Raw genomic sequence first — 19,664 nt, 5'->3', positions numbered from 1 at the left:
GAGGACCAGACCGTGACCGCCGAGCGCAAGCCGTGGACCGTGCCGATGCTCGCCGAGGCCAAGCAGGCCGGGCGCAAGCTGGCCATGCTCACCGCCTACGACGCCGGCTTCGCGCGGGCGATGGATGCGGCCGGCATCGACCTGGTGCTGGTCGGCGATTCCCTGGGCATGGTGGTGCAGGGGCGCACCAGTACCCTGCCGGTGACGGTCGACGACATCGCGTACCACACCGCCTGCGTCGCGCGCGGCCTGTCCACCGCGCTGCTGGTGGCCGACCTGCCGTTCCAGGCCGACGCCTCGCCGCAGCGTGCGCTCGACGCCGCCACCCGGTTCCTGCAGGCCGGCGCGGTGATGGCCAAGCTCGAGGGCGCCGGGCACAAGCTCGAGGTGATCCGCCACCTGGTGGAGCGCGAAGTGCCGGTGTGCGCGCACCTCGGGCTGACCCCGCAATCGGTGCTGCGCTTCGGCGGCTTCAAGGTGCAGGGGCGCGACGAGGCCGCGGCCGAGCGCCTGCGGCGCGAGGCGCGGGAGGTGCAGGAGGCGGGCGCCAGCCTGCTGGTGCTGGAGGGCGTGCCGTCCCCGCTCGCCGCCGACATCACCGGAGCGCTCGGGATCCCCACCATCGGCATCGGCGCCGGCCCGCACTGCGACGGCCAGGTGCTGGTGCTGCACGACATGCTCGGCCTCGACAGCGGCCACCGCCGGCCCAGGTTCGTCAAGGACTTCCTCGCCGAGGGCGGGTCGGTCGAAGGCGCCTTCCGTGCCTATGCCGAGGCGGTCCGCAGCGGCAGCTTCCCGGACGACGCGCACTCGTACCGATGATCGAGACGGTGTCACGGCTTGAGGACCTGCGCGCGCGCGTCGGCGGCTGGAAGCGCGACGGGCTGCGCGTCGGCTTCGTGCCGACCATGGGCAACCTGCACGAAGGCCACCGCTCGCTGGTTCACCTGGCACGCGAACACTGCGACCGCGTGGTCGCGAGCGTGTTCGTCAACCCGACCCAGTTCGGTCCGGGCGAGGACTTCGCGCGCTATCCGCGCACGCCGCAGGACGACGCCGCCGCGCTGGAGGCCTCGGGCTGCGACCTGCTGTGGCTGCCGTCGGTCGAGGCCATGTACCCGCTCGGGATCGAGGCGGCCGTGCAGGTGCGCGTGCCGGGTATCACCTCGGTGCTCGAAGGTGCGCATCGCCCGGGGCACTTCGACGGCGTCGCCACGGTGGTCGCGCGCCTGTTCAACCAGGTCGGGCCCGACGTCGCCGTGTTCGGGCGCAAGGACTACCAGCAGCTGGCGGTGATCCGGCACATGGTGGCGGACCTGGCGTTCCCGGTCGCGATCGTCGCCGCAGGCACCGCGCGCGAGCCGGACGGCCTCGCCCTCAGTTCGCGCAACCAGTACCTCTCGGCCGAGGAACGCACGCGCGCGCCGCGGCTGCACCAGGCGCTGGAAGCCCTGCGCGATGCGCTCCGTGCCGGCACGGAGCGGGCCACGGCCGAAGCGAACGCCGCGGACACGCTGGCTGCGGCAGGCTTCGACGTGGACTACATCGTGGCCCGCCGCCCGGACCTGTCCGAGCCGGGCCCCGGCGAGCGCGGCGCGATGGTCGCGCTCGCCGCCGCGCGCCTCGGCCGCACGCGGCTGATCGACAACCTCGAATTCGAACTGCAGTAACGAAGGAGCACCCCCATGCAACTGACCCTGCTCAAGGCCAAGATCCACCGCGCGACGGTGACCCACGCGGAGTTGCACTACGAGGGTTCGTGCGCGATCGATGGTCGCCTGCTCGACATCTCCGGGATCCGGGAGTACGAGCAGGTGCACATCTTCAACGTGAACAACGGGCAGCGTTTCGTGACCTATGCGATCCGGGCGGAGGAGGGCAGCGGGATCATCTCGGTCAACGGTGCGGCGGCGCACCGGGCGCAGCCGGGGGACCTGGTGATCATCTGTGCGTATGCGGGGCTGGACGAGGCGGAGGCTGCGAACTTCGAACCTACCCTTGTCTACGTCGATCGCGACAACGCGCTGACCCATACCAACACGTCGATCCCTGCGCAGGCTGCGTGACTTGCACGGGCCTGGTCAGCGGGTTTAGCGAAGCCGGGTCAGTGCGATTGAGGGGGGGCGGGTGGCGCACCCGCCGTTCGGCGGGCAGACCACCCGACCCGGGACCCTGACGCCGGCGGTTTTGGGTCGTGACCGAGTGGGGAACAAGCTCACGACCTCGCGATTTCATCGCATTGGTTGTTTCTCGCGCGCGTGCGGCATGGTGCAGGCACCATGTTGCATTCGTGCGCAGTCCGACCGCGCCCGCGTCGTCGCGAGGCCGTGAGCTTGTTCCCCCCGAAGCCTGCTGCAAACCAAGGGCCGACCATGGGTCAAGGGGGTGGAGTACCGCGCATGGAGCCTGCGGAATGCGTGGTACTCCGCCCCCGACTCAATCGCCCTTACCCCCGCAGGCCGCTTTTGATCTTCGCGGCGACTCAACCACCGTGCCGCGCAAGGGCCCATTCGACGTGTTCCCGCACCACGGGATCGTCGATCTCGCGGCGTGACTCGAGGGCGGCGAGTGTCTCCGGCGTTGTCGGCGCATTGCCAAGCGCCACCGCGATGTTGCGCAGCCAGCGCGAATAGCCGGAGCGGCGGATCGCCGAGCCCTCCGTGCGTCGCAGGAACTCCTCCTCCGTCCACGCGAACAGCTCCGCCAGCGTCGCCCTGTCCAGGTCGTTGCGCACCCGGAAATCCGGCTCGTCGCTGCGCCGCGCGAACTTGTTCCACGGGCACACCAGCTGGCAGTCGTCGCAGCCGAAGATCCGGTTGCCGATCAGCGGACGCAGCTCCGGGTCGATCGATCCCTCGTGCTCGATCGTCAGGTAGGAGATGCAACGCCGCGCGTCCAGCCGGTACGGCGCCGTGATCGCCCGGGTCGGGCAGACCTCGATGCAGCGGCTGCACGTGCCGCAATGGTTGCTCGCCGGCACGTCCACCGGCAGCGGCAGGTCGAGGTAGATCTCGCCGAGGAAGAACCAGCTGCCGCCGTCCCTGTCGATCAGGCAGGTGTGCTTGCCGATCCAGCCCAGCCCCGCGTTGCGCGCGAGCGCGCGTTCGAGCACCGGCGCCGAGTCCACGAACACGCGGAAGCCGAACGGTCCGATCTCGTTGGCGACGCGGTCGGCCAGGCGCTGCAGCCGCTGCCGCATCAGCTTGTGGTAGTCGCGGCCCAGCGCGTAGCGCGCGACGTAGGCACGCTCGTGCGCGCGCAGGTTCTCCCAGGCCTCCTCGGGCTCGCGGCCGTAGTCCATGCCGACGGAGAGCACGCGCACCGTCCCCGGTAGCAGTTCCGCGGGGCGCGAACGCTTGTCGCCGTGCTGCGCCATCCAGTGCATGGAGCCGTGCAGCCCCTGCGCGAGCCAGTCGCGCAGGTGCGCCTCGTCCTCGCCGAGCACGACGTCGCTGATGCCCGCGCGCTGGAAACCGGCCTCGCGGGCCAGCGCCTTCAGCCGTTGCGCGAGCGCCTCGAGCGCAGCCTGGTCGAAGGCGGGAGCTTGCATCCGGCAAGTATAGAATCGCGCGATGCACCCGCAGCCCAACGACATCCTCGAGCCGGGCGACCTCGCGCGCTGGCTGCGCCCGCGCGCGAACGACAGCCACAAGGGCGACCACGGCCACGTGCTGTGCGTCGGCGGCGACGCCGGAAGCGGCGGCGCGATCATGCTGTGCGCGCAGGCGGCCTTGCGCACGGGCGCCGGCCTGGTGAGCGTCGCCACCCGCGCCGCGCACGTCGCCCCGCTGCTGGCGCGCCAGCCCGAGGCGATGGTGCACGCGGTGGACTCCGGCGAGGACTACGCACCGCTGCTGCAGCGCGCCGACGTGCTCGCGGTCGGGCCCGGCCTCGGGCGCGGCGAGTGGGGGCGCGCGCTGCTGGACGGGGCGCTGCGCAGCGGCAAGCCGCTGGTGCTGGATGCCGATGCGCTGAACCTGCTCGCGGGCGCGCCCGGTGTGTCGCCGGCGGATGCGGTGCTGACGCCGCATCCGGGCGAAGCCGCGCGCCTGCTGCGGACCGGTGCGCACGAGGTGCATGACGACCGCATGACCGCCGTGCGGGCGCTGGTCGAACGCTTCGGCTGCGTGGTCGTGCTCAAGGGCGCGGGCACGCTGGTCGCGGCGCCGGACGGGCGCAGCGTGCAGGTCGGCGCTGGCAATCCCGGCATGGCCACCGGCGGCATGGGCGACCTGCTCACCGGCGTCATCGCCGCGCTGCGCGCGCAGGGGCTGGAAGCGTTCGACGCCGCCGCCTGCGGCGCGCTGTTGCACGCAGCCGCGGGCGACGCGGCCGCGGCCGGCGGCATGCGCGGCCTGCTCCCGGGCGACCTGTTGCCGGAACTGCGCCGGCTGGCGAACCCGCAGTGATGCGCGCCCTTTACCTCGCGGATCCCGATGCCACCGCGCGTCTGGCCGCGGCGCTCGCGGCCACCCAGCCGCCCGGAGCGGTGGTCCACCTGCACGGGGACCTGGGCGCCGGGAAATCCACCCTGGCCCGCGCCTGGCTGCGCGCGCTCGGCGTCGAGGGCGCCATCCGCAGCCCCACCTACACTCTGGTGGAGCCGCATGCGCTGGCGTCCGGCGGCCGGGCGTTGCACCTCGACCTGTACCGGATCGGAGCCCCCGGAGAGCTGGAATTCCTCGGTCTGGACGATACCGCCGGGGTCGAACTGTGGCTGGTCGAATGGCCGGAGCGGGGCACCGGCGCGCTGCCGGCGGCGGACCTGGCCGTGCACCTGGCCCTGGCGGGCGAGGGACGGATGGCCCGGCTCGAGGCGGCCAGCGAGGCGGGCCGTCGCTGGCTGGCCTCGGGGGAGCTGAATGGCCAGTTGCAGGCCTTTCCTGAATCGGGGCCAGAGGAAGTTGCGCCAGGTGCCGGATAACAAAGGGAAAAATTGCTTGCAATGGGACAAGCATGATGCTTGAATCCGGCCCATGCGCATCAAGGGGACCAGTCTCCAGCAAGTCCTGCTCGTCGTGGCCCTGCTGGCCGCGGTGGCCTGGAACCTTGCGCACGCCGCGGAATTGAAGGGGGTCCGGCTCGATACCGGCGCCACCGGCACCCGCGCCGAGCTGCAGCTGGACGCCGATGCCGGCTACAAGCTGCTGACCCTGTCCGGCCCGGAGCGGCTGGTGGTGGACCTGCCGGGTACCGAACTGGCCAAGGGCGTCGAGCTGCCCGCGGGCGCCGGCGTGGTCCAGCGCGTGCGCAGCGGGCATCCGGTGCCGGGCACCACCCGGATCGTGTTCGACCTCTCCGACCGGGTCGCGACCCTGCGCCCGCGGCTCGAGCCGGGCCCGACCGGGCCGATGCTGGTGCTGGAGTGGCCCGGTGACGGCCCGGCGCGTCCGCTCGCGACCGGCGCGGCTCCGGCCCCGGCATCCGTTTCCGTCGCCGCGTCCACCTCCGCGACCGACCGCCTGATCGCTTCGCTGCCGCCGCCCCAGCCGGTGCAGCCGGCGCCGCAGCCGACGCGCCCGCAGGCCGATCCGCTCGCGATCCTGACCCAGGGCGCGCGCAGCGGTGCCGCGGCGTCCACGCCCGCGCAGCCGCCCGCCACCCAGCCTGCCCCGCAGCCGGCGACGCCGGCCGCCCCCGCGCAGGCCCCGGTCAAGACGGTGGACGACATCGCCCGCCGCGCCGGCATGCGTCCGCTGATCATCGCCATCGACGCCGGCCACGGCGGCCAGGATCCCGGTGCGCGCGGCCCCAGCGGCACCCGCGAGAAGGACATCACGCTGCAGATCGCGCGTCGGCTCGCGGCAAAGGTCAATGCCACCCCGGGATTGAAGGCCTACCTGACCCGCGATACCGACGTGTTCATCCCGCTCGCCCGCCGTTACCAGATGGCGCGCGAGAACAAGGCCGATTTGTTCGTGTCCATCCACGCCGACGCCTTCACCAAACCGAGCGCCAGCGGCTCCTCGGTGTTCGTACTGTCGCAGCGCGGCGCGTCGTCGCAGGCGGCCAGGTGGCTGGCGCGACAGGAGAACGCCGCCGACCTGGTCGGCGGGGTCAAGCTGCAGGACAAGGAGGACGTGCTCGCCTCGGTCCTGCTCGACCTCTCGCAGAGCGCGACCATGAAGGCCTCCGAGGAAATGGCCGCGGCCGTGCTCGATGGCCTCAAGGCGATCGGCAAGACCCACAAGAGCCACGTCGAGCGCGCCAACTTCGTGGTTCTGCGTTCGCCCGACGTGCCGTCCATGCTGGTCGAGACCGCGTTCATCTCGAACCCGGACGAGGAACGCAAGCTGCGCGACCCGGCCTACCAGGCCAAGCTGGCCGACGCGATCGTCAACGGCGTGACCAGCTACTTCTCGCGCCAGCCGCCGCCGGGCACGTTGTACGCCGCCCGCGCCGAGGCCTCGCGCGCGACCTCCGGAGGCAGCCCCTGAGCCAGGCCTGTGGGAGCGCGCCTTGCGCGCGATTCCGTATCATGGCCGCGTGACGATCCGACAGCTTCCCGACACCCTCGTCAACCAGATCGCTGCCGGCGAAGTCGTCGAGCGGCCTGCCTCGGTGGTCAAGGAACTGGTCGAGAACGCGCTCGACGCCGGCGCGCGGCGGATCGACGTCGAACTGGAGGAGGGCGGGGTGCGCCTGGTGCGCATCCGCGACGACGGCGCCGGCATCGCGCCCGGGGACCTGCCGCTGGCGGTCTCGCGCCACGCCACCAGCAAGATCGCCTCGCTCGACGACCTCGAAGCGGTGGCCACGCTCGGCTTCCGCGGCGAGGCGCTGCCGTCGATCGCGTCGGTCAGCCGATTCCGCATGGAGTCGCGCCGCGACGGCGACGCGCACGGCGCCGCGCTCCAGGTCGAAGGCGGGCGCGTGGGCGAAGTCGCGCCGGCGGCGCATCCCCGCGGCACCACGGTCACGGTGCGCGACCTGTTCTACAACGTGCCGGCGCGACGCAAGTTCCTGCGCACCGAACGCACCGAGCTGTCGCACATCGAGGAATGGCTGCGCGCGCTGGCGCTGGCGCGGCCCGACGTCGAGCTGCGCGTGTCGCATAACGGCCGCGCCTCGCGCCGCTATCGCGCCACCGACCTGGTCGGCGACGACGCTTCGCAGGCGACGCCGGAACGCCTGCTGGAAACCCTCGGCGAGGAATTCGCGCGCAACGCCCTGCGCATCGACCACACCGGCGCCGGGCTGCGCCTGCACGGCTGGATCGCGCGGCCGGCGTACAACCGCGCCAGCACCGACCAGCAATACCTGTACGTCAACGGCCGCGGCGTGCGCGACCGCAACGTCGCGCACGCGGTGAAGCAGGCCTACAGCGACGTGCTGTTCCATGGCCGCCACCCCGCCTACGTGTTGTTCCTCGAGCTCGACCCGCGCGGCGTGGACGTCAACGTGCACCCGGCCAAGCACGAAGTCCGCTTCCGCGAGTCGCGGCTGGTGCACGAATTCACCCGGCGCACGCTGGAGGAGGCGCTGTCCGCGACCCGCGCCGGGGCGGATGCAGGAGCCTTGCCGGCCACGTCCACTACCACGGCCGCGCACTCGGCACCTGCGTTCGTTCCGCCGCAGGCGCGGCTCGGGCTCCAGCTCGACGAAGCGCGCGCCGCCTATGCCGCGCTGTACTCGGCGCCCGCGGCCCTGGCCGAGCGCGGGCCGGGCCCCGCGCACGCACCGCTGCCGGACGACGGCGACGCGACCCTGCCTCCGCTGGGCAATGCCATCGCGCAGCTGCACGGCATCTACATCCTGGCCGAGAGCGCCGAGGGACTGGTGGTAGTGGACATGCACGCCGCGCACGAGCGCATCGGCTACGAGAAGCTCAAGGCCGCGCACGACAGCGCCGGCGTGCGCAGCCAGCCGCTGCTGGTGCCACAGCAGGTGGCCGTTTCCGAACGCGAGGCCGAGGTCGCCGAGCGCGAGGCGGCGACGCTGTCCGAGCTCGGCTTCGAGGTCTCGCGCGCGGGGCCGCAGGCGCTGATGCTGCGCGCGGTGCCGGCGCTGCTCGCGCACGGCGACACCGCGGCGCTGCTGCGCGACGTGCTGGCCGACCTGCGCGAGCACGGCGCCAGCCGCCGCGTCGCCGAACAGCGCGATGAACTGCTGGCGACCATGGCTTGCCACGGCGCGGTGCGCGCCAACCGGCGGCTGACCCTGCCCGAGATGAATGCACTGCTGCGCGAGATGGAGGCGACCGAGCGTTCCGGCCAGTGCAACCATGGCCGCCCGACCTGGGCACGCTTCTCGCTCGTCGAGATCGACCGCTGGTTCCTGAGAGGACGATGACGATGAAACGATCCCCTGCCATGGCCGCGGTGCTGGCACTGGCGCTGGTGGCCTGCCAGCGCGGCGGCGACGCCACCGACGCGGAGGCGGCCGCGGCGCGCGCCGCGTTCGAGCAGGCCGAGGCGCAGTGGCGCGCCGAGCGCGAGGCGCGCCTGCTCGAACCCGACGGCTGGACCAGCCTGGTCGGGCTGCACTGGATCGAACCCGGATCGCATTACGTCGGCAGCAGCGCGAACAGCGGCATCCGGCTGGCGATGGGGCCGCCCGAGCTCGGCCTGCTGAAGCTGGAGGGCGACCGCGTCACCCTGCAGCCGGCCGCGGGCGCCGACGTCACCGTGGACGGCGCGCCGGCGGAGGGCGCGGTGGTGCTGCGCGACGATGGCGCACCGGGCGGCCCCAGCGTCATCGGCTTCGACGGCGGCGACGGCCAGGCCATGGTGATCGCGCGCCGCGGCCAGCTCGCGTTGCGGGTCAAGCACGCACGGGCGCCTTCGCGGCTGGAGTTCGCCGGGCTGGACTACTGGCCAGCCGATCCGTCGTGGGTGGTCGAGGCGCGCTTCGTGCCGAACCCGCCGGGAACCACGATCGAGATCGCCAACATCATCGGCGGCACCGACCCGGTGCCCAACCCCGGCGCGCTCGAGTTCACCCGCGACGGCAAGGCCTACCGCATCGAGGCGCTGGACGAGGGCGGCGAGGAGTTGTTCCTGGTCTTCGCCGACCGCACCAGCGGCCATGGCAGCTACCCGGCCGGGCGCTTCCTGTACGTGCCCAAGCCCGGTGCGGACGGCCTGGTGCCGGTGGACTTCAACCGCGCCTACAACCCGCCGTGCGCGTTCACCGCGTTCGCGACCTGCCCGCTGCCGCCGCCGGAGAACCGGCTCGACCTTGAAATCACCGCCGGCGAGAAGGCCTACGCCAAGCCGTCGCAAGCCTGAGGATGCCCATGCGCCTGACCAAGTTGCTGTCCCCGCTCGTCGCCGCGTCGCTGCTGTTCGCGGCCTCTCTTCCGGCCAGGGCCGAAGCGCCGCCGGTGCCGCTGCTGTGGAAGGTGTCCGACGCCGACAACAGCCTGTACCTGCTCGGCTCGTTCCACATGCTGCTGCCCGGGGACTACCCGCTGTCGCGCGACGTGGACGAAGCGTTCGCCGAGGCCGAGGCCTTGCTGTTCGAGATGTCGCCGCAGGAGATGGCCTCGCCGACGCTGGCGCTGCAGATGGGCCAGGCCGCGCTGCGCGGGGACGGAACGACGCTGGACAGCGAGCTGACCCCCGCGCTGCGGGAACAGCTCCGGGCCTGGACCGAACGCAACGACGCGGTGCTGCGCGGGCAGGGCATGGCCCCGGAGATGCTGCAGATGTTCGAGCCGTGGTTCGTGGCGTTGACCGTGAGCATGGTGGACATGGTGCAGGCCGGCTATGCCGCCGACCTCGGCCTCGACCAGCATTTCGCCAGCGCGGCAGAAGCCGCCGGCAAGCCCACCGCCGGGCTGGAAACCGCGCGCCAGCAGATCGATTTCCTCGACGGCATGGCGCGCACCGAGCAGTTGCAGTATCTGGCCGACGTGCTCGAGTCCGCGCTGGCCGGCAACGAGGAACTGGCCCGGCTGCACGCCGCCTGGCGCGGCGGCGACCCGGAGCAGGTGTGGCAGCTCGCCGGCGCCGAGATGCGCGCGCGCTACCCCGAGCTGTACCGGCACATCAACGTGCAGCGCAACGACGCCTGGCTGCCGGAACTGGAGGCGCGGCTCGCGGCACCGGGCACCGACGACACCCTGGTGGTGGTCGGTGCCCTGCACCTGCTCGGGGAGGACGGCCTGGTCGAGAAGCTGCGCGCGCGCGGGCACCGCGTCGAGCGCATCTGCAGCGCCTGCGGCGCGACCGGCGGCCAGTGAGCGATCCGGCCGCGCATTACCGCGAGGCGGTCGCCGCCTACGGGCGCGGCGACATGGCCCGGACACTGGCGGAGTCGCGGTCGGTGTTGCGGCAGCTTCCGGACAACGCCGCCGCGCATGCCCTCGCCGGCGTTGCCGCGCTGCGGCTGGGCATGGCCGCCGATGCGGTGACCCACCTGCGCGAAGCCGAGGCGGGCGATCCTTCGCGCGTGGACCATCCCGTCCAGCTCGCAAACGCGCTGCAACTTGCAGGCGATTCCGTCGGCGCTGTCGCGGCACTGCGCCGCGCGCTGGCGCTGGCCCCGGGAGACGCCGGGCTGCATCTCCATCTGGCCACGCTGCTCACCTTCACCGGCGAACTCGACGCCGCGGTGGCTGCATACGAGGCCTGCCTCGAGCGCGATCCGACGCAGTGGCAGGCGCACCTGGCCCTGGCGCAGGCGCGGCGCTGGACCGCCGACGACAACCACGTGACCAGGCTGCGCGGCCTGCTCGCGCGCCATGGCAGCGAGGCGCAGGCGCGGATGTACCTGGAATTGGCGCTGGCCAAGGAGCTGGAGGACCTGGGCGAGTATCCGGAGGCCTTCGCGCACTACACGGCCGGCAAGGCCGCGCACCGCGCACGCAGGCCGTACGATGCAGCCGGCGACCGCGCGATGTTCGAGGCGCTGCGGCGGGTGGCGCCGCGGGACGACGACAAGTCCGGGGACCCGGCGGCCGACCCGGTGTTCGTGCTCGGCCTGCCGCGGACCGGCACCACCCTGGTGGACCGCATCCTGTCCAGCCATCCGCAGGTGCGTTCGGTCGGCGAGCGCTACGACTTCGCGCGGGTGCTCAAGCAGGCCTCCGGCGTGCGCAGCCCGCACCCGCTGGACGCGGCCACCGTCGCCGCCGCGGAGGCGCTGGACTGGGGACGGGTGGGGGCCGCCTACCTGCAGGCCGTGCGGCCGCTCGCCGGCGGCGCCGGGCGCTTCGTCGACAAGCTGCCGCACAATTTCCTGTACCTCGGGTTCATCGCCAGGGCGCTGCCCAACGCGCGCATCGTCTGCCTGCGCCGCGATCCCATGGATGCCTGCGTGGCGAACTTCCGCCAGTTGCTGTCGCCCGACATGCCGTTCTTCGACTACTCGTTCGATCTGCTCGACACCGGCCGCTACGTGCTGGAGTTCGAACGCCTGGTCGCGCACTGGCGCGAGGCGTTCCCGGGCCGCTTCCTCGAGCTCCAGTACGAAGACCTCGTGGCCGACCAGGCGGGGCAGACGCGGCGCCTGCTGGAACATTGCGGCCTGCCCTGGGACGACGCGTGCCTGGCCTTCGAACGCAACCGCGCCGCGGTCGCCACCGCCAGCGCGGTGCAGGTGCGCGAGCCGCTGCACCGCGACGCGGTCGGGCGCTGGCGCCGCTACGCGCCGCAGCTCACGGAACTGCAGGCCCTGCTCGACGCAGGCCAGGCCGCCTAGGCCGGCTCCAGCACGATGCAGTCCACCGGGCAGGCGGGCACGCACAGCTCGCAACCGGTACACAGCACGGGAAGCACGGTGTGCATGTGTTTCGCGCCGCCGACGATGGCGTCCACCGGGCAGGCCTGGATGCACTTGGTGCAGCCGATGCAGTCCTCCTCCACGACCAGGGCGACCTGCGGCGGCTTGTGTTTGCCGCGCGCGCGGTCGTAGGGGACCGCAGGGACGCGCAGCAGGCGCGCGAGCGCGCGGGCGCCGGCGTCGCCGCCGGGCGGACAGCGTTCGGGTCCGGCCTCGCCGCGGGCCATTGCTTCGGCGTAGGGCCTGCAGCCGTCGAAGCCGCACTGGCCACACTGGGTCTGCGGCAGGATGCGGTCGAGCCGCTCGGCCAGGGTGGCGGCCGCAGCGTCGGCCACGGCGGCGCTCACTTCACCGGCATGCCCGGCGCCGCGCCCGCGTCCGCGTCCAGCAGGTGCAGCGCGCCGCCGTCGAAGCCGGCCGACAGGATCATCCCCTCGCTGAGGCCGAAGCGCATCTTGCGCGGCGCGAGGTTGGCGATGAACACGACATTGCGGCCGACCAGCGCGGCCGGATCGGCGTAGCTCGCGCGGATCCCGGAGAAGACCTGGCGCTTGCCGAGGTCGCCGGCGTCGAGTTCGAAGCGCAGCAGCTTGTCCGACCCTTCGACGAATTCGCATGCGAGCACCTTGCCGATGCGCAGGTCGAGCTTCGCGAAGTCGTCGATCGAGACGGTGGGAGCCGCCATGGCGGCGAGCTTTTCCCCAGGCTGCTTCATGGTGTCCTTCGAGGCTTCGGTCATGGCTTCGATCTGTTTCGGGTCGATGCGGGTGAACAGCGGCTGGTACGGGGCGATGGCGTGGTCGAGCAGCGGCGCCTGCACGTCCTGCCAGCTGCGCAGCGGCGCGCCCAGGAACGCTTCGATGGCGGAGGCCATCGCCGGCAGCACCGGCGCCAGCGCCGCGGCCAGCACGCGGAACAGGTTGAGGCCCTGGGTGCAGACCGCCTGCAGCTCGGCCTCGCTACCCGCCTGCTTCGCGATCACCCAAGGCTTGCGTTCGTCGATGTACTTGTTGGCCTCGTCGGCCAGCGCCATGGCCTGGCGCAGCACGCTGGCGGGATCGTTGCGCTCGTAGGCGGCGCGGATCGGCTCCAGGGCCTCGACGAAGCGGGCGTACATGGCCGGTTCCGGCAGCGCCGCGGCCAGCCTTCCGTCGAAGCGCTTGCCGATGAAGCCGGCGCAGCGGCTGGCCAGGTTGACGAACTTGCCGACCACGTCCGCGTTCACGCGCGCGACGAAGTCGGACAGGTTGAGGTCGAGGTCGTCCACGCCGCCCGAGGACTTGGCCGCGAAGTAGTAGCGCAGCGCTTCCGGCGGCAGGCCGCAGTCGAGGTAGGTGCGGGCCATCACGAAGGTGCCGCGCGACTTCGACATCTTGGCGCCGTCCACGGTCAGGTAGCCGTTCACGTGCAGGCGGGTCGGAGCGCGCAGGCCGGCGCCGTGCAGCATCGCCGGCCAGAACAGGCCGTGGAAGTTGACGATGTCCTTGCCGATGAAGTGGTGCATCTCGGCGGGGCTGCCCGGCCGTACGTAGGCCTCGAAATCGATGCCGGCGCGTTCACACAAGGCCTTGAACGAGGACAGGTAGCCGATCGGGGCGTCGATCCACACGTACAGGTACTTGCCCGGGTGCCCCGGGATCTCGAAGCCGAAGTAGGGCGCGTCGCGGGAGATGTCCCAGGCGCGCAGGCCGCCCTCGCCGTCGAGCCACTCCTGCAGCTTGGCCTTGACCCCGGGCACGGCGACGTCGCCCGCCAGCCACTCGCGCAGGAAGGTCTCGAAGTGCCCGAGTTCGAAGAAGAAGTGCTCGGACTCGCGCAGCACCGGCGTAGCGCCGCTGACCACCGAACGGGGGTCCTTCAGTTCGGTCGGCGCATAGGTCGCGCCGCACTGCTCGCAGTTGTCGCCGTACTGGTCCGGGGTGCCGCAGTTGGGGCAGGTGCCCTTGACGTAGCGGTCCGGCAGGAACATGCCGCGCTCGGGGTCGTAGAGCTGCTCGACCGAGCGCCGGGTGACGTGGCCGGCCTCGTCCAGGCGCCGGTACAGCTCGAGCGTCAGCTCGCGGTTGCCGGGCGAATGGGTGGAGTCGTAGTGGTCGAAAGCCACGCCGAAGTCGGCGAAGTCGCGCTCGTGCGAGGCCTGGATGGCGGCGATGAAGGCCTCGGGCGTGGTCCCGGCCTTCTCGGCGGCGAGCATGATCGGGGTGCCGTGGGTGTCGTCCGCGCACACGTAGTGCACGATGCCTCCGGCCATGCGCCGTGCCCGGACCCAGATGTCGGCCTGGATGTAGCCCACCAGGTGGCCCAGGTGCAGCGGGCCGTTGGCATAGGGGAGGGCGTTGGTGACGAGCGCGTCGGCGGGCATGGCGGTGGTGGTGCGGGCGGCCTGCGATTATCGCATTAGGGGAAAGGGCAGGCACCAAGCGAAAGGCCCGGCTTGCGGCCGGGCCTTCGCGGTGTCGCGGGCGGGGAGCGGCCTTACTCGCGTTCCCACACCTGTTGGCGGCAGAAGAACGCGATGCAGCCGGACATGCCCAGGCGGTTGGCGTCCAGCATCTCGACCTTGGCCTTGTAGGTCTTGCCCTTGGCCGGGTCGAGCACGGTGCCGCCGGTCCATTCGTCGCCGTCGGCGCGCAGGCCCCACAGGATGGTCATGCCCTTGACCGGCTTGCCCTTGTTGGCGCCCTTGCACTTGTCGCAAGTCGGGTTGGGGCCGCGATCGGACTGCAGGATCTCGACGACCTTGCCCTGCAGGGTGCCGTCGGCCGCCTGGGTGATCTCGACGATCGACTTCACCTTGCCGGTCTCGTCGTCGATGGTCTTCCAGCGGCCGACCGGGCCGTCGGAGGCCCAGGCGCTGGCAGAGGACAGCGCCAGCACGGCGGTTGCGGCGATTGCGATGAGCGTGTTCTTCATGTCCGTACCTCGGGAGGTCAGGGGGTGGTGGCGTCCGCCACCGGGGGCTGTTTCGCGCCGGCGCCGATGTGCCGGTCGAAGAACTTCAGCATTTCGGTGTACAGGTTGAGGTTGTTCTTCTCGTCGTAGAAGCCGTGCATCTCGCCGGACTGGATGATCACGCCCTCCGGCGGGTTGCCCGCCTCGGCCAGGGCCTTGGCCATCAGTTCGGTCTGCTCGGGGACCGCGCGCTCGTCGCGGGCGCCGGCAGCCAGGTACACCGGGATGCGCACCTCGTCGGCGCGCTTCGCCGGGGACCACTCCGCCCACTTGGCCTGGTCGGTGCCGTGGGTGCGGCGCAGGTAGCGCTTGCCGGATTCGCTGCGCGGGATGTCCCCGCGCTCGAACAGCATCGGCACGTCGTAGACGCCGACGTAGCCGAACGCGCACTGGTACAGCCCCGGCGCGCGGATCGGTGCCATCAGCGCTGAGTAGCCGCCGAAGCTGCCGCCGTAGATGCAGATGCGGTCCTTGTCGGCATGGCCCTGGTCGATCGCCCATTTGGTGGCATCGATGATGTCGTTCTGGATGCCGTCGGCCCACTGCATGTGGCCCGCGTCCTGCCAGGCCTTGCCGTAGCCGCCGGAGCCGCGGAAGTTGACCTGGAGCACGGCGTAGCCGCGGCTGGCGAGCAGCTGCGCCTCGCTGTTGAAGCCCCAGTTGTCGCGCGGACCGATCGGGCCGCCGTGCGGGTTGACGATCATCGGCAGGTTCGTGCCGTCCGAACCGCGCGGGATGGTCAGGTAGCCGTACACCTGCTTGCCGTCGCGCGAGGTGAACGAGAACGGCGTGGTCGTCGCCATCTGCTCCTTGTCGAGCCAGCGCCGGCCCTGCATCAGGAAGCGCGCCTTGCCGGTGTCGCGGTTGTACAGGTACAGCTCGCCCGGGTTGGTGTCGCTGTAGACCGAGACCACGATCAGGCTGCCGTCGGTGGTATGGCTGGAGAAGTCCACCATCTGGCCCGGGAACGAGGCCGCCAGCGACGCGTACAGCTGGGCGTCCGGGTGCTCGTTGTCGAGCAGGGTGACTTCGGGCGCGCCGGCCGCGGTGACCACGCCGAGCAGGGTCTGCTCGTCCGCGGACCAGATCATGTCCTGGATCTCGGCCACCTCGTCCTGGTACAGCGGGTGGAACTCGCCGGTCTCCACGTCCAGGGTGCCGATCGCGCCGGGCGCCTTGCCGTCGCTCTGCATCGCGTAGACGGTGCCGTCCTCGGTGACGCGGGTGACGCTCAGGTACTTGCCGTCGTCCTTGGACGCGCTCACCAGGGTCCACTTGCTGCCATCGAGGCGGTACAGCTCGGTGCGCTCGTCGTAGTTGCCTTCCTCGTCCCGGCTGGAGGCGCAGATCGCGAAGCGCGGCGTCTTGTCCTTGCCCAGCACCATCGAGCAGTTCTCCGTCGGCGCGCTGCCGAGCGAGACGCGGCGGCCGGACACGGTGTCCACGCGCACGACCTCGGTGCCGGAGCCCTCGGACGAACGCGGGGAGTAGGCGACCATGATCACGTCGCGGTCCTCGCCCTTCAGCGTGTCGAGCAGGTTGAAGCGCTGCATGCCCACGGTCTTGCCGCGCTGGGTGGCATCGCGGGTGCCGTAATAGATGATCGGGCGCGGCTGGCTGCCGTCGGCGTTGACCGCGTACCACTCGCCGGTGCTGAACGGCGCGCGGTAGCCGCCGAGCTTCTTCACCGCGTTGAACAGCAGCCGGTCGGGGCTGACCCAGTAGAAGCTGCCGACGCTCTTCTTGTCCGGCAACTGGTTGATCTTCATGATCTGGAGGTCGCTGGTGCGCAGGACGGTGAGCACGTCCTGGTCGCCGCGGTCCACGGTGATCGCGAGGTATTCGCCGGTCGGCGAGATCTTGGCACCGCTGTAGGTCGGGTGCTTGACGAAGTCCTCGATCGACGGCTGCTGCGCCGCGACCGTCCCCAGAGGCAGCAGCAGCGCGGCTGCCAGTGCCATGACACGAATGCTCGAAACCACGTTCCTCCCCCGGCGCCAGGCGCCCTTGAATACCCGTAACCCGCCCGAGTTTATGACAATCCGGGTCCGGTAGGCGCCGCCCCGGGCAAAAAAAGAGCCCGGCTCGCGCCGGGCTCCAATGCTCTGGAATGAGCGGTTCAGCTTAGTTGAGCTTGTACTCCGCCTGCAGGAACACCTCGCGGCCCACCGGGCTGAAGGCGCGCCAGAAGAACGGGTAGCTGTTGAACGTGTCGTCCTCGGGGTGCAGCTTGTCGAAGACGTTGTTCACGAACAGGCCCAGGCGGAACTTCTCGCCGAACTGCTTCTGGACGTTGGCGTTCCAGATGATGTACGGAGCGATGCGGCCGGTCTCCGCCCAGTTCGGCAGCGAGCCCCAACGGTAGCCGTACAGCTGGGCGCTCCAGTCGTTGCGGTCCCAGCCCACCGACCAGTTCACGCGGCTGCGGAAGTTGAAGTACTGCAGGTGGTCGCGGGTGTTGACGATGTCGCTGCCCGGGAACTCCTGCTGCTCCAGCTTCAGCACGTGGGTCCAGCCCAGCTGGAAGTTGAAGTCGCCCATGCGGTCGGTGTCGAGGCTGTAGCGCCAGCTGGCGTCCAGGCCCGAGGTCTTCTGCATGGCCTGGTTGAACGGCACCGAACGGAACTGGTCGATCTCCTCGTCGGCGACGTCGTTCAGCGGGTCGCGGTCCACCAGGCTCAGGAAGTAGGCGCACGCTTCCGAGTTGGTGTCCACGGCCGCGCCGTCGCGGGTCACGCCCAGGCGGCAGTCGGCTTCGTTGCGCAGCAGGTAGCCGGTGCTGATGTCGCGCACCGCGCCCTCGAGCTTGATGCTGTACCAGTCGATGCTCATGGACATGTTGTCCATGATGTCCCAGACGAAGCCGATGGTGCTCGACTTGCCGGTCTCTTCCTCGAGCTCGTGGCTGCCCGAACGCACGCCGAACACCGAGTACTGGTACTCGTTGTTCACGCAGTTGTTCGGCTCGTCCGAGGCGGCCGTGGGATCGCCGCCGTCGCGACGGCAACGGTACTCGTCGAACACGGTCTGGAAGAAGCCGGACTCTTCCGCGAACACGTAGTGCATGTCCGGGGCGCGGAAGCTGGTGGAGTGGCTGCCGCGGAGCAGCAGGCTGTCCACCGGGCGCCATTCGAGGCCAACGCCCCAGGTGACGGCGCCGTCCACGTTGGTCACGTCGTCGTAGGCGTCGTAGCGGCCGGACACGTTGGCCTTCAGGGTGTCCACCACCGGGATGCTGAACTCCAGGCCCAGCGCGTAGCGGTCACGCTCGCCGGCGCCGCCGGTGCCGGTCAGGTTGTAGATCGGCTCCGGGCCGTCGTAGTCCGGACGGATGCGCGGGTCGGAGATCAGCTCGTACTTCTGGTTGGCCAGTTCGACCACCGCCGCCATGCCCAGCGGGCCGGCCGGCAGCTCCATCAGGTCGCCGCTGATGCTGAAGGTGCCCTGGGTGACCTGCGACTCGGCCGCGGTCTTCACGATCGTGTTGAGGCTGGCGAAGGTCGCCGGGTCGATCGGGTTGAAGAAGCGGTCGAGGTCGAAGTTGTAGGCCGGGTAGGCCCCGAAGAACGGGTCCATGCCGATCTGCTCGCCCAGGAAGTACTCCGAGACCTTGTTGGCCAGGAAGCGCGGGCGGTCGACGTTGAGCTCGTAGCGGCCGTGCGAGACGGTCGCGTCCCAGTCGAAGCGGTAGTCGAACATGGTGCCGCGCAGGCCGGCGACGAGGTCGATCGCCCGCTCGGAGTAGTTCGACGACTGCGCGCCGACGCCGCCGACCTCGGCCGGGGTGAAGATTCGCTGGGTGTTCACGATCGTGCCCAGCTCCGGCACGTAGACGTGGCCGCTCTGCCAGAACTGCGTCGAGCCGGAGAGGATCGCGTCGGCCTCGGTCACGCTGGCCTGGGCGAAGCCCTGCAGGTTGTTGTTGAAGTCGTAGGTGAAGTAGCCGTAGCCCGAGATGTTCTTGTCGGCGTTGCGGATCGCCTGCGTCGCCGGGTAGCCGTAGTAGTAGCAGCGGTTCGGCGTGGCGCTGTTGAAGGCGAAGGTCTCGAACTCCACGAAGCGGCCGCAGATCTCTTCCACGCCACCCGCGGCCGGCCAGATGTAGGCATTGGTGAACGAGTCGCGCATCTGCACGCCGCCGACGGCGGTGGCGTCGGCCGGATCCACCGACGGGTCGTCGCGGTAGGAGTCCATGAAGTCACGCTGCGAGGCGTAGATCACGTCGCGCTTCAGCCACTCGAACGCGTAGGTCAGGCTCCACTTGTCGCCGACCTTGCCGCCGACCCACTGCAGGCGCTCGGTGTCGCCGCCGCCGCGGGTGGTGGTGCCCACGCGCGCGGTGATCAGGTCGCCTTCGTAGTTGGTGCGCATGATGATGTTGACCACGCCCGCGACCGCGTCCGAACCGTAGATGGACGAGGCGCCGGTGGACAGGATCTCGATGCGCTCGATCGCCGCGGCCGGGATCGCGTTGAGGTTCACCGCGTTCGACTGGCTGTTGTAGGGCAGCGGGTAGTCGGCGGCGCGGCGGCCGTTGATCAGCACCAGCTGGTAGCCCGGGCCGAGGCCGCGCAGGTTGAGGAAGCTGGCGTTCGGGGTGAAGCCGTTCTGGGTCAGCTCGTTCTGCACCGAACCGGTGAACTGGGTCAGGGTGTTAAGCGCGTCGTAGACGGTGCTGAAGCCCTGCTGTTCGAGCTCCTCGGCGGTGATGATGGTCACCGGGGCGGGGCCTTCGATCTCCGCGCGCTTGATGCGCGAACCGGTCACGACGACCTTGTTGAGGGTCTGCGCACTGGAGTCGGTGGTGGTCGCCTCTTCCTGTTCCTGCGCCTGCGCGTTGGGATCCTGCTGGTCGGCAGCAGTATCCTGTGCCAGCACGCTGGTGGCGGCAGGCACGAGCAGCGCGGCCAGCAATGCTGCGCTGAGGCGGCTGCGCTTGAAGCCGGTCGTACGTGTTCTCATCGGACAAACCCCTTTTTGATCAA

Annotated in this window: 15 protein-coding genes and 1 pseudogene; 10 read left to right on the top strand and 6 right to left on the bottom strand. The window is 70.8% G+C overall.

The annotated features are described in order from the left end of the window. Window positions 1-12 precede the first annotated feature (12 nt). Genes panB through panD form a run of 3 tightly spaced genes read left to right on the top strand, consistent with a single transcriptional unit; the run spans window position 13 to window position 2,066 of the window. A complete protein-coding gene (gene panB, locus E4F25_RS03975; RefSeq protein ID WP_281283941.1) occupies window positions 13-822 on the top strand; it encodes a 3-methyl-2-oxobutanoate hydroxymethyltransferase in 810 nt (269 codons plus the stop codon). Further along, window positions 819-1,670 carry a pantoate--beta-alanine ligase gene (panC, locus tag E4F25_RS03970; protein WP_140908928.1) on the top strand — a complete coding sequence of 284 codons (852 nt, stop codon included), beginning with the start codon at window positions 819-821 and terminating at the stop codon, window positions 1,668-1,670. Before panB ends, panC begins: the two co-directional genes overlap by 4 nt. A 15-nt stretch (window positions 1,671-1,685) precedes the next feature. Then, complete coding sequence (gene panD, locus E4F25_RS03965) at window positions 1,686-2,066, top strand: aspartate 1-decarboxylase (RefSeq protein ID WP_140908927.1); 381 nt, start codon at window positions 1,686-1,688, stop codon at window positions 2,064-2,066. Window positions 2,067-2,482: 416 nt separating this feature from the next. On the opposite strand, the gene queG is transcribed toward panD, so the two are convergent. Next, window positions 2,483-3,550, bottom strand: a complete 1,068-nt coding sequence (gene queG, locus E4F25_RS03960; RefSeq protein WP_140908926.1) for a tRNA epoxyqueuosine(34) reductase QueG — start codon at window positions 3,548-3,550, stop codon at window positions 2,483-2,485. A 61-nt stretch (window positions 3,551-3,611) separates the two neighbouring features. Between queG and E4F25_RS03955 the strand changes: the two are divergent. The 7 genes and pseudogenes from E4F25_RS03955 to E4F25_RS03925 all read left to right on the top strand — a co-directional run. Beyond that, window positions 3,612-4,409 (top strand): annotated as a pseudogene (locus E4F25_RS03955) (NAD(P)H-hydrate dehydratase); the annotation flags it as partial. Next, window positions 4,409-4,924, top strand: coding sequence for a tRNA (adenosine(37)-N6)-threonylcarbamoyltransferase complex ATPase subunit type 1 TsaE (tsaE, locus tag E4F25_RS03950; RefSeq protein ID WP_140908924.1), 516 nt, complete (start codon window positions 4,409-4,411; stop codon window positions 4,922-4,924). The pseudogene E4F25_RS03955 and the gene tsaE, both read left to right, overlap by 1 nt. A 52-nt stretch (window positions 4,925-4,976) precedes the next feature. Next, complete coding sequence (locus E4F25_RS03945; RefSeq protein WP_140908923.1) at window positions 4,977-6,437, top strand: N-acetylmuramoyl-L-alanine amidase; 1,461 nt, start codon at window positions 4,977-4,979, stop codon at window positions 6,435-6,437. A gap of 49 nt (window positions 6,438-6,486) precedes the next feature. Next, window positions 6,487-8,292, top strand: coding sequence for a DNA mismatch repair endonuclease MutL (gene mutL / locus E4F25_RS03940; RefSeq protein WP_140908922.1), 1,806 nt, complete (start codon window positions 6,487-6,489; stop codon window positions 8,290-8,292). 2 nt (window positions 8,293-8,294) lie between these two features. Beyond that, window positions 8,295-9,230: a DUF1684 domain-containing protein gene (locus E4F25_RS03935; protein WP_342776925.1), complete on the top strand. Its 936-nt coding sequence runs from the start codon at window positions 8,295-8,297 to the stop codon at window positions 9,228-9,230. Between the two features lie 2 nt (window positions 9,231-9,232). Further along, complete coding sequence (locus tag E4F25_RS03930) at window positions 9,233-10,186, top strand: TraB/GumN family protein (protein ID WP_407062803.1); 954 nt, start codon at window positions 9,233-9,235, stop codon at window positions 10,184-10,186. Next, window positions 10,183-11,646, top strand: a complete 1,464-nt coding sequence (locus tag E4F25_RS03925) for a tetratricopeptide repeat-containing sulfotransferase family protein (protein WP_140908920.1) — start codon at window positions 10,183-10,185, stop codon at window positions 11,644-11,646. Before E4F25_RS03930 ends, E4F25_RS03925 begins: the two co-directional genes overlap by 4 nt. On the opposite strand, the gene rnfB is transcribed toward E4F25_RS03925, so the two are convergent. The 5 genes from rnfB to E4F25_RS03900 form a co-directional block, all read right to left on the bottom strand. Next, window positions 11,643-12,062, bottom strand: coding sequence for an Rnf electron transport complex subunit RnfB (gene rnfB / locus E4F25_RS03920; RefSeq protein WP_140908919.1), 420 nt, complete (start codon window positions 12,060-12,062; stop codon window positions 11,643-11,645). The two genes, E4F25_RS03925 and rnfB, sit on opposite strands and share 4 nt — an antisense overlap. A gap of 8 nt (window positions 12,063-12,070) precedes the next feature. Continuing rightward, window positions 12,071-14,089, bottom strand: a complete 2,019-nt coding sequence (metG, locus tag E4F25_RS03915; protein ID WP_140908918.1) for a methionine--tRNA ligase — start codon at window positions 14,087-14,089, stop codon at window positions 12,071-12,073. Window positions 14,090-14,202: 113 nt separating this feature from the next. Further along, the gene (locus E4F25_RS03910; protein WP_140908917.1) at window positions 14,203-14,640 is read right to left on the bottom strand and encodes a DUF2147 domain-containing protein; all 438 of its coding nucleotides are present in this window, start codon (window positions 14,638-14,640) and stop codon (window positions 14,203-14,205) included. A 17-nt stretch (window positions 14,641-14,657) separates the two neighbouring features. Next, window positions 14,658-16,640 carry an alpha/beta hydrolase family protein gene (locus E4F25_RS03905; RefSeq protein ID WP_140908916.1) on the bottom strand — a complete coding sequence of 661 codons (1,983 nt, stop codon included), beginning with the start codon at window positions 16,638-16,640 and terminating at the stop codon, window positions 14,658-14,660. 163 nt (window positions 16,641-16,803) lie between these two features. Continuing rightward, window positions 16,804-19,641 (bottom strand): TonB-dependent receptor plug domain-containing protein, encoded by a 2,838-nt coding sequence (locus E4F25_RS03900; protein WP_246069736.1) that lies wholly within the window; start codon window positions 19,639-19,641, stop codon window positions 16,804-16,806. Between the last annotated feature and the right edge of the window lie 23 nt (window positions 19,642-19,664).

Source organism: Cognatiluteimonas lumbrici (assembly GCF_006476065.1).
Classification (GTDB): domain Bacteria; phylum Pseudomonadota; class Gammaproteobacteria; order Xanthomonadales; family Xanthomonadaceae; genus Cognatiluteimonas; species Cognatiluteimonas lumbrici.
This window is presented reverse-complemented; position numbering and strand designations above follow the sequence as displayed.

Excerpts from the sequence above, each read along its gene's own strand:
- panD (WP_140908927.1), top strand. The coding sequence starts at position 1,686 with ATGCAACTGACCCTGCTCAAGGCCAAGATCCACCGCGCGACGGTGACC.
- tsaE (WP_140908924.1), top strand. The coding sequence starts at position 4,409 with ATGCGCGCCCTTTACCTCGCGGATCCCGATGCCACCGCGCGTCTGGCC.
- panC (WP_140908928.1), top strand. The coding sequence starts at position 819 with ATGATCGAGACGGTGTCACGGCTTGAGGACCTGCGCGCGCGCGTCGGC.
- E4F25_RS03905 (WP_140908916.1), bottom strand. The coding sequence starts at position 16,640 with ATGGCACTGGCAGCCGCGCTGCTGCTGCCTCTGGGGACGGTCGCGGCG.
- E4F25_RS03935 (WP_342776925.1), top strand. The coding sequence starts at position 8,295 with ATGAAACGATCCCCTGCCATGGCCGCGGTGCTGGCACTGGCGCTGGTG.
- E4F25_RS03900 (WP_246069736.1), bottom strand. The coding sequence starts at position 19,641 with ATGAGAACACGTACGACCGGCTTCAAGCGCAGCCGCCTCAGCGCAGCA.
- E4F25_RS03930 (WP_407062803.1), top strand. The coding sequence starts at position 9,233 with ATGCCCATGCGCCTGACCAAGTTGCTGTCCCCGCTCGTCGCCGCGTCG.
- E4F25_RS03910 (WP_140908917.1), bottom strand. The coding sequence starts at position 14,640 with ATGAAGAACACGCTCATCGCAATCGCCGCAACCGCCGTGCTGGCGCTG.
- E4F25_RS03945 (WP_140908923.1), top strand. The coding sequence starts at position 4,977 with ATGCGCATCAAGGGGACCAGTCTCCAGCAAGTCCTGCTCGTCGTGGCC.
- queG (WP_140908926.1), bottom strand. The coding sequence starts at position 3,550 with ATGCAAGCTCCCGCCTTCGACCAGGCTGCGCTCGAGGCGCTCGCGCAA.
- metG (WP_140908918.1), bottom strand. The coding sequence starts at position 14,089 with ATGCCCGCCGACGCGCTCGTCACCAACGCCCTCCCCTATGCCAACGGC.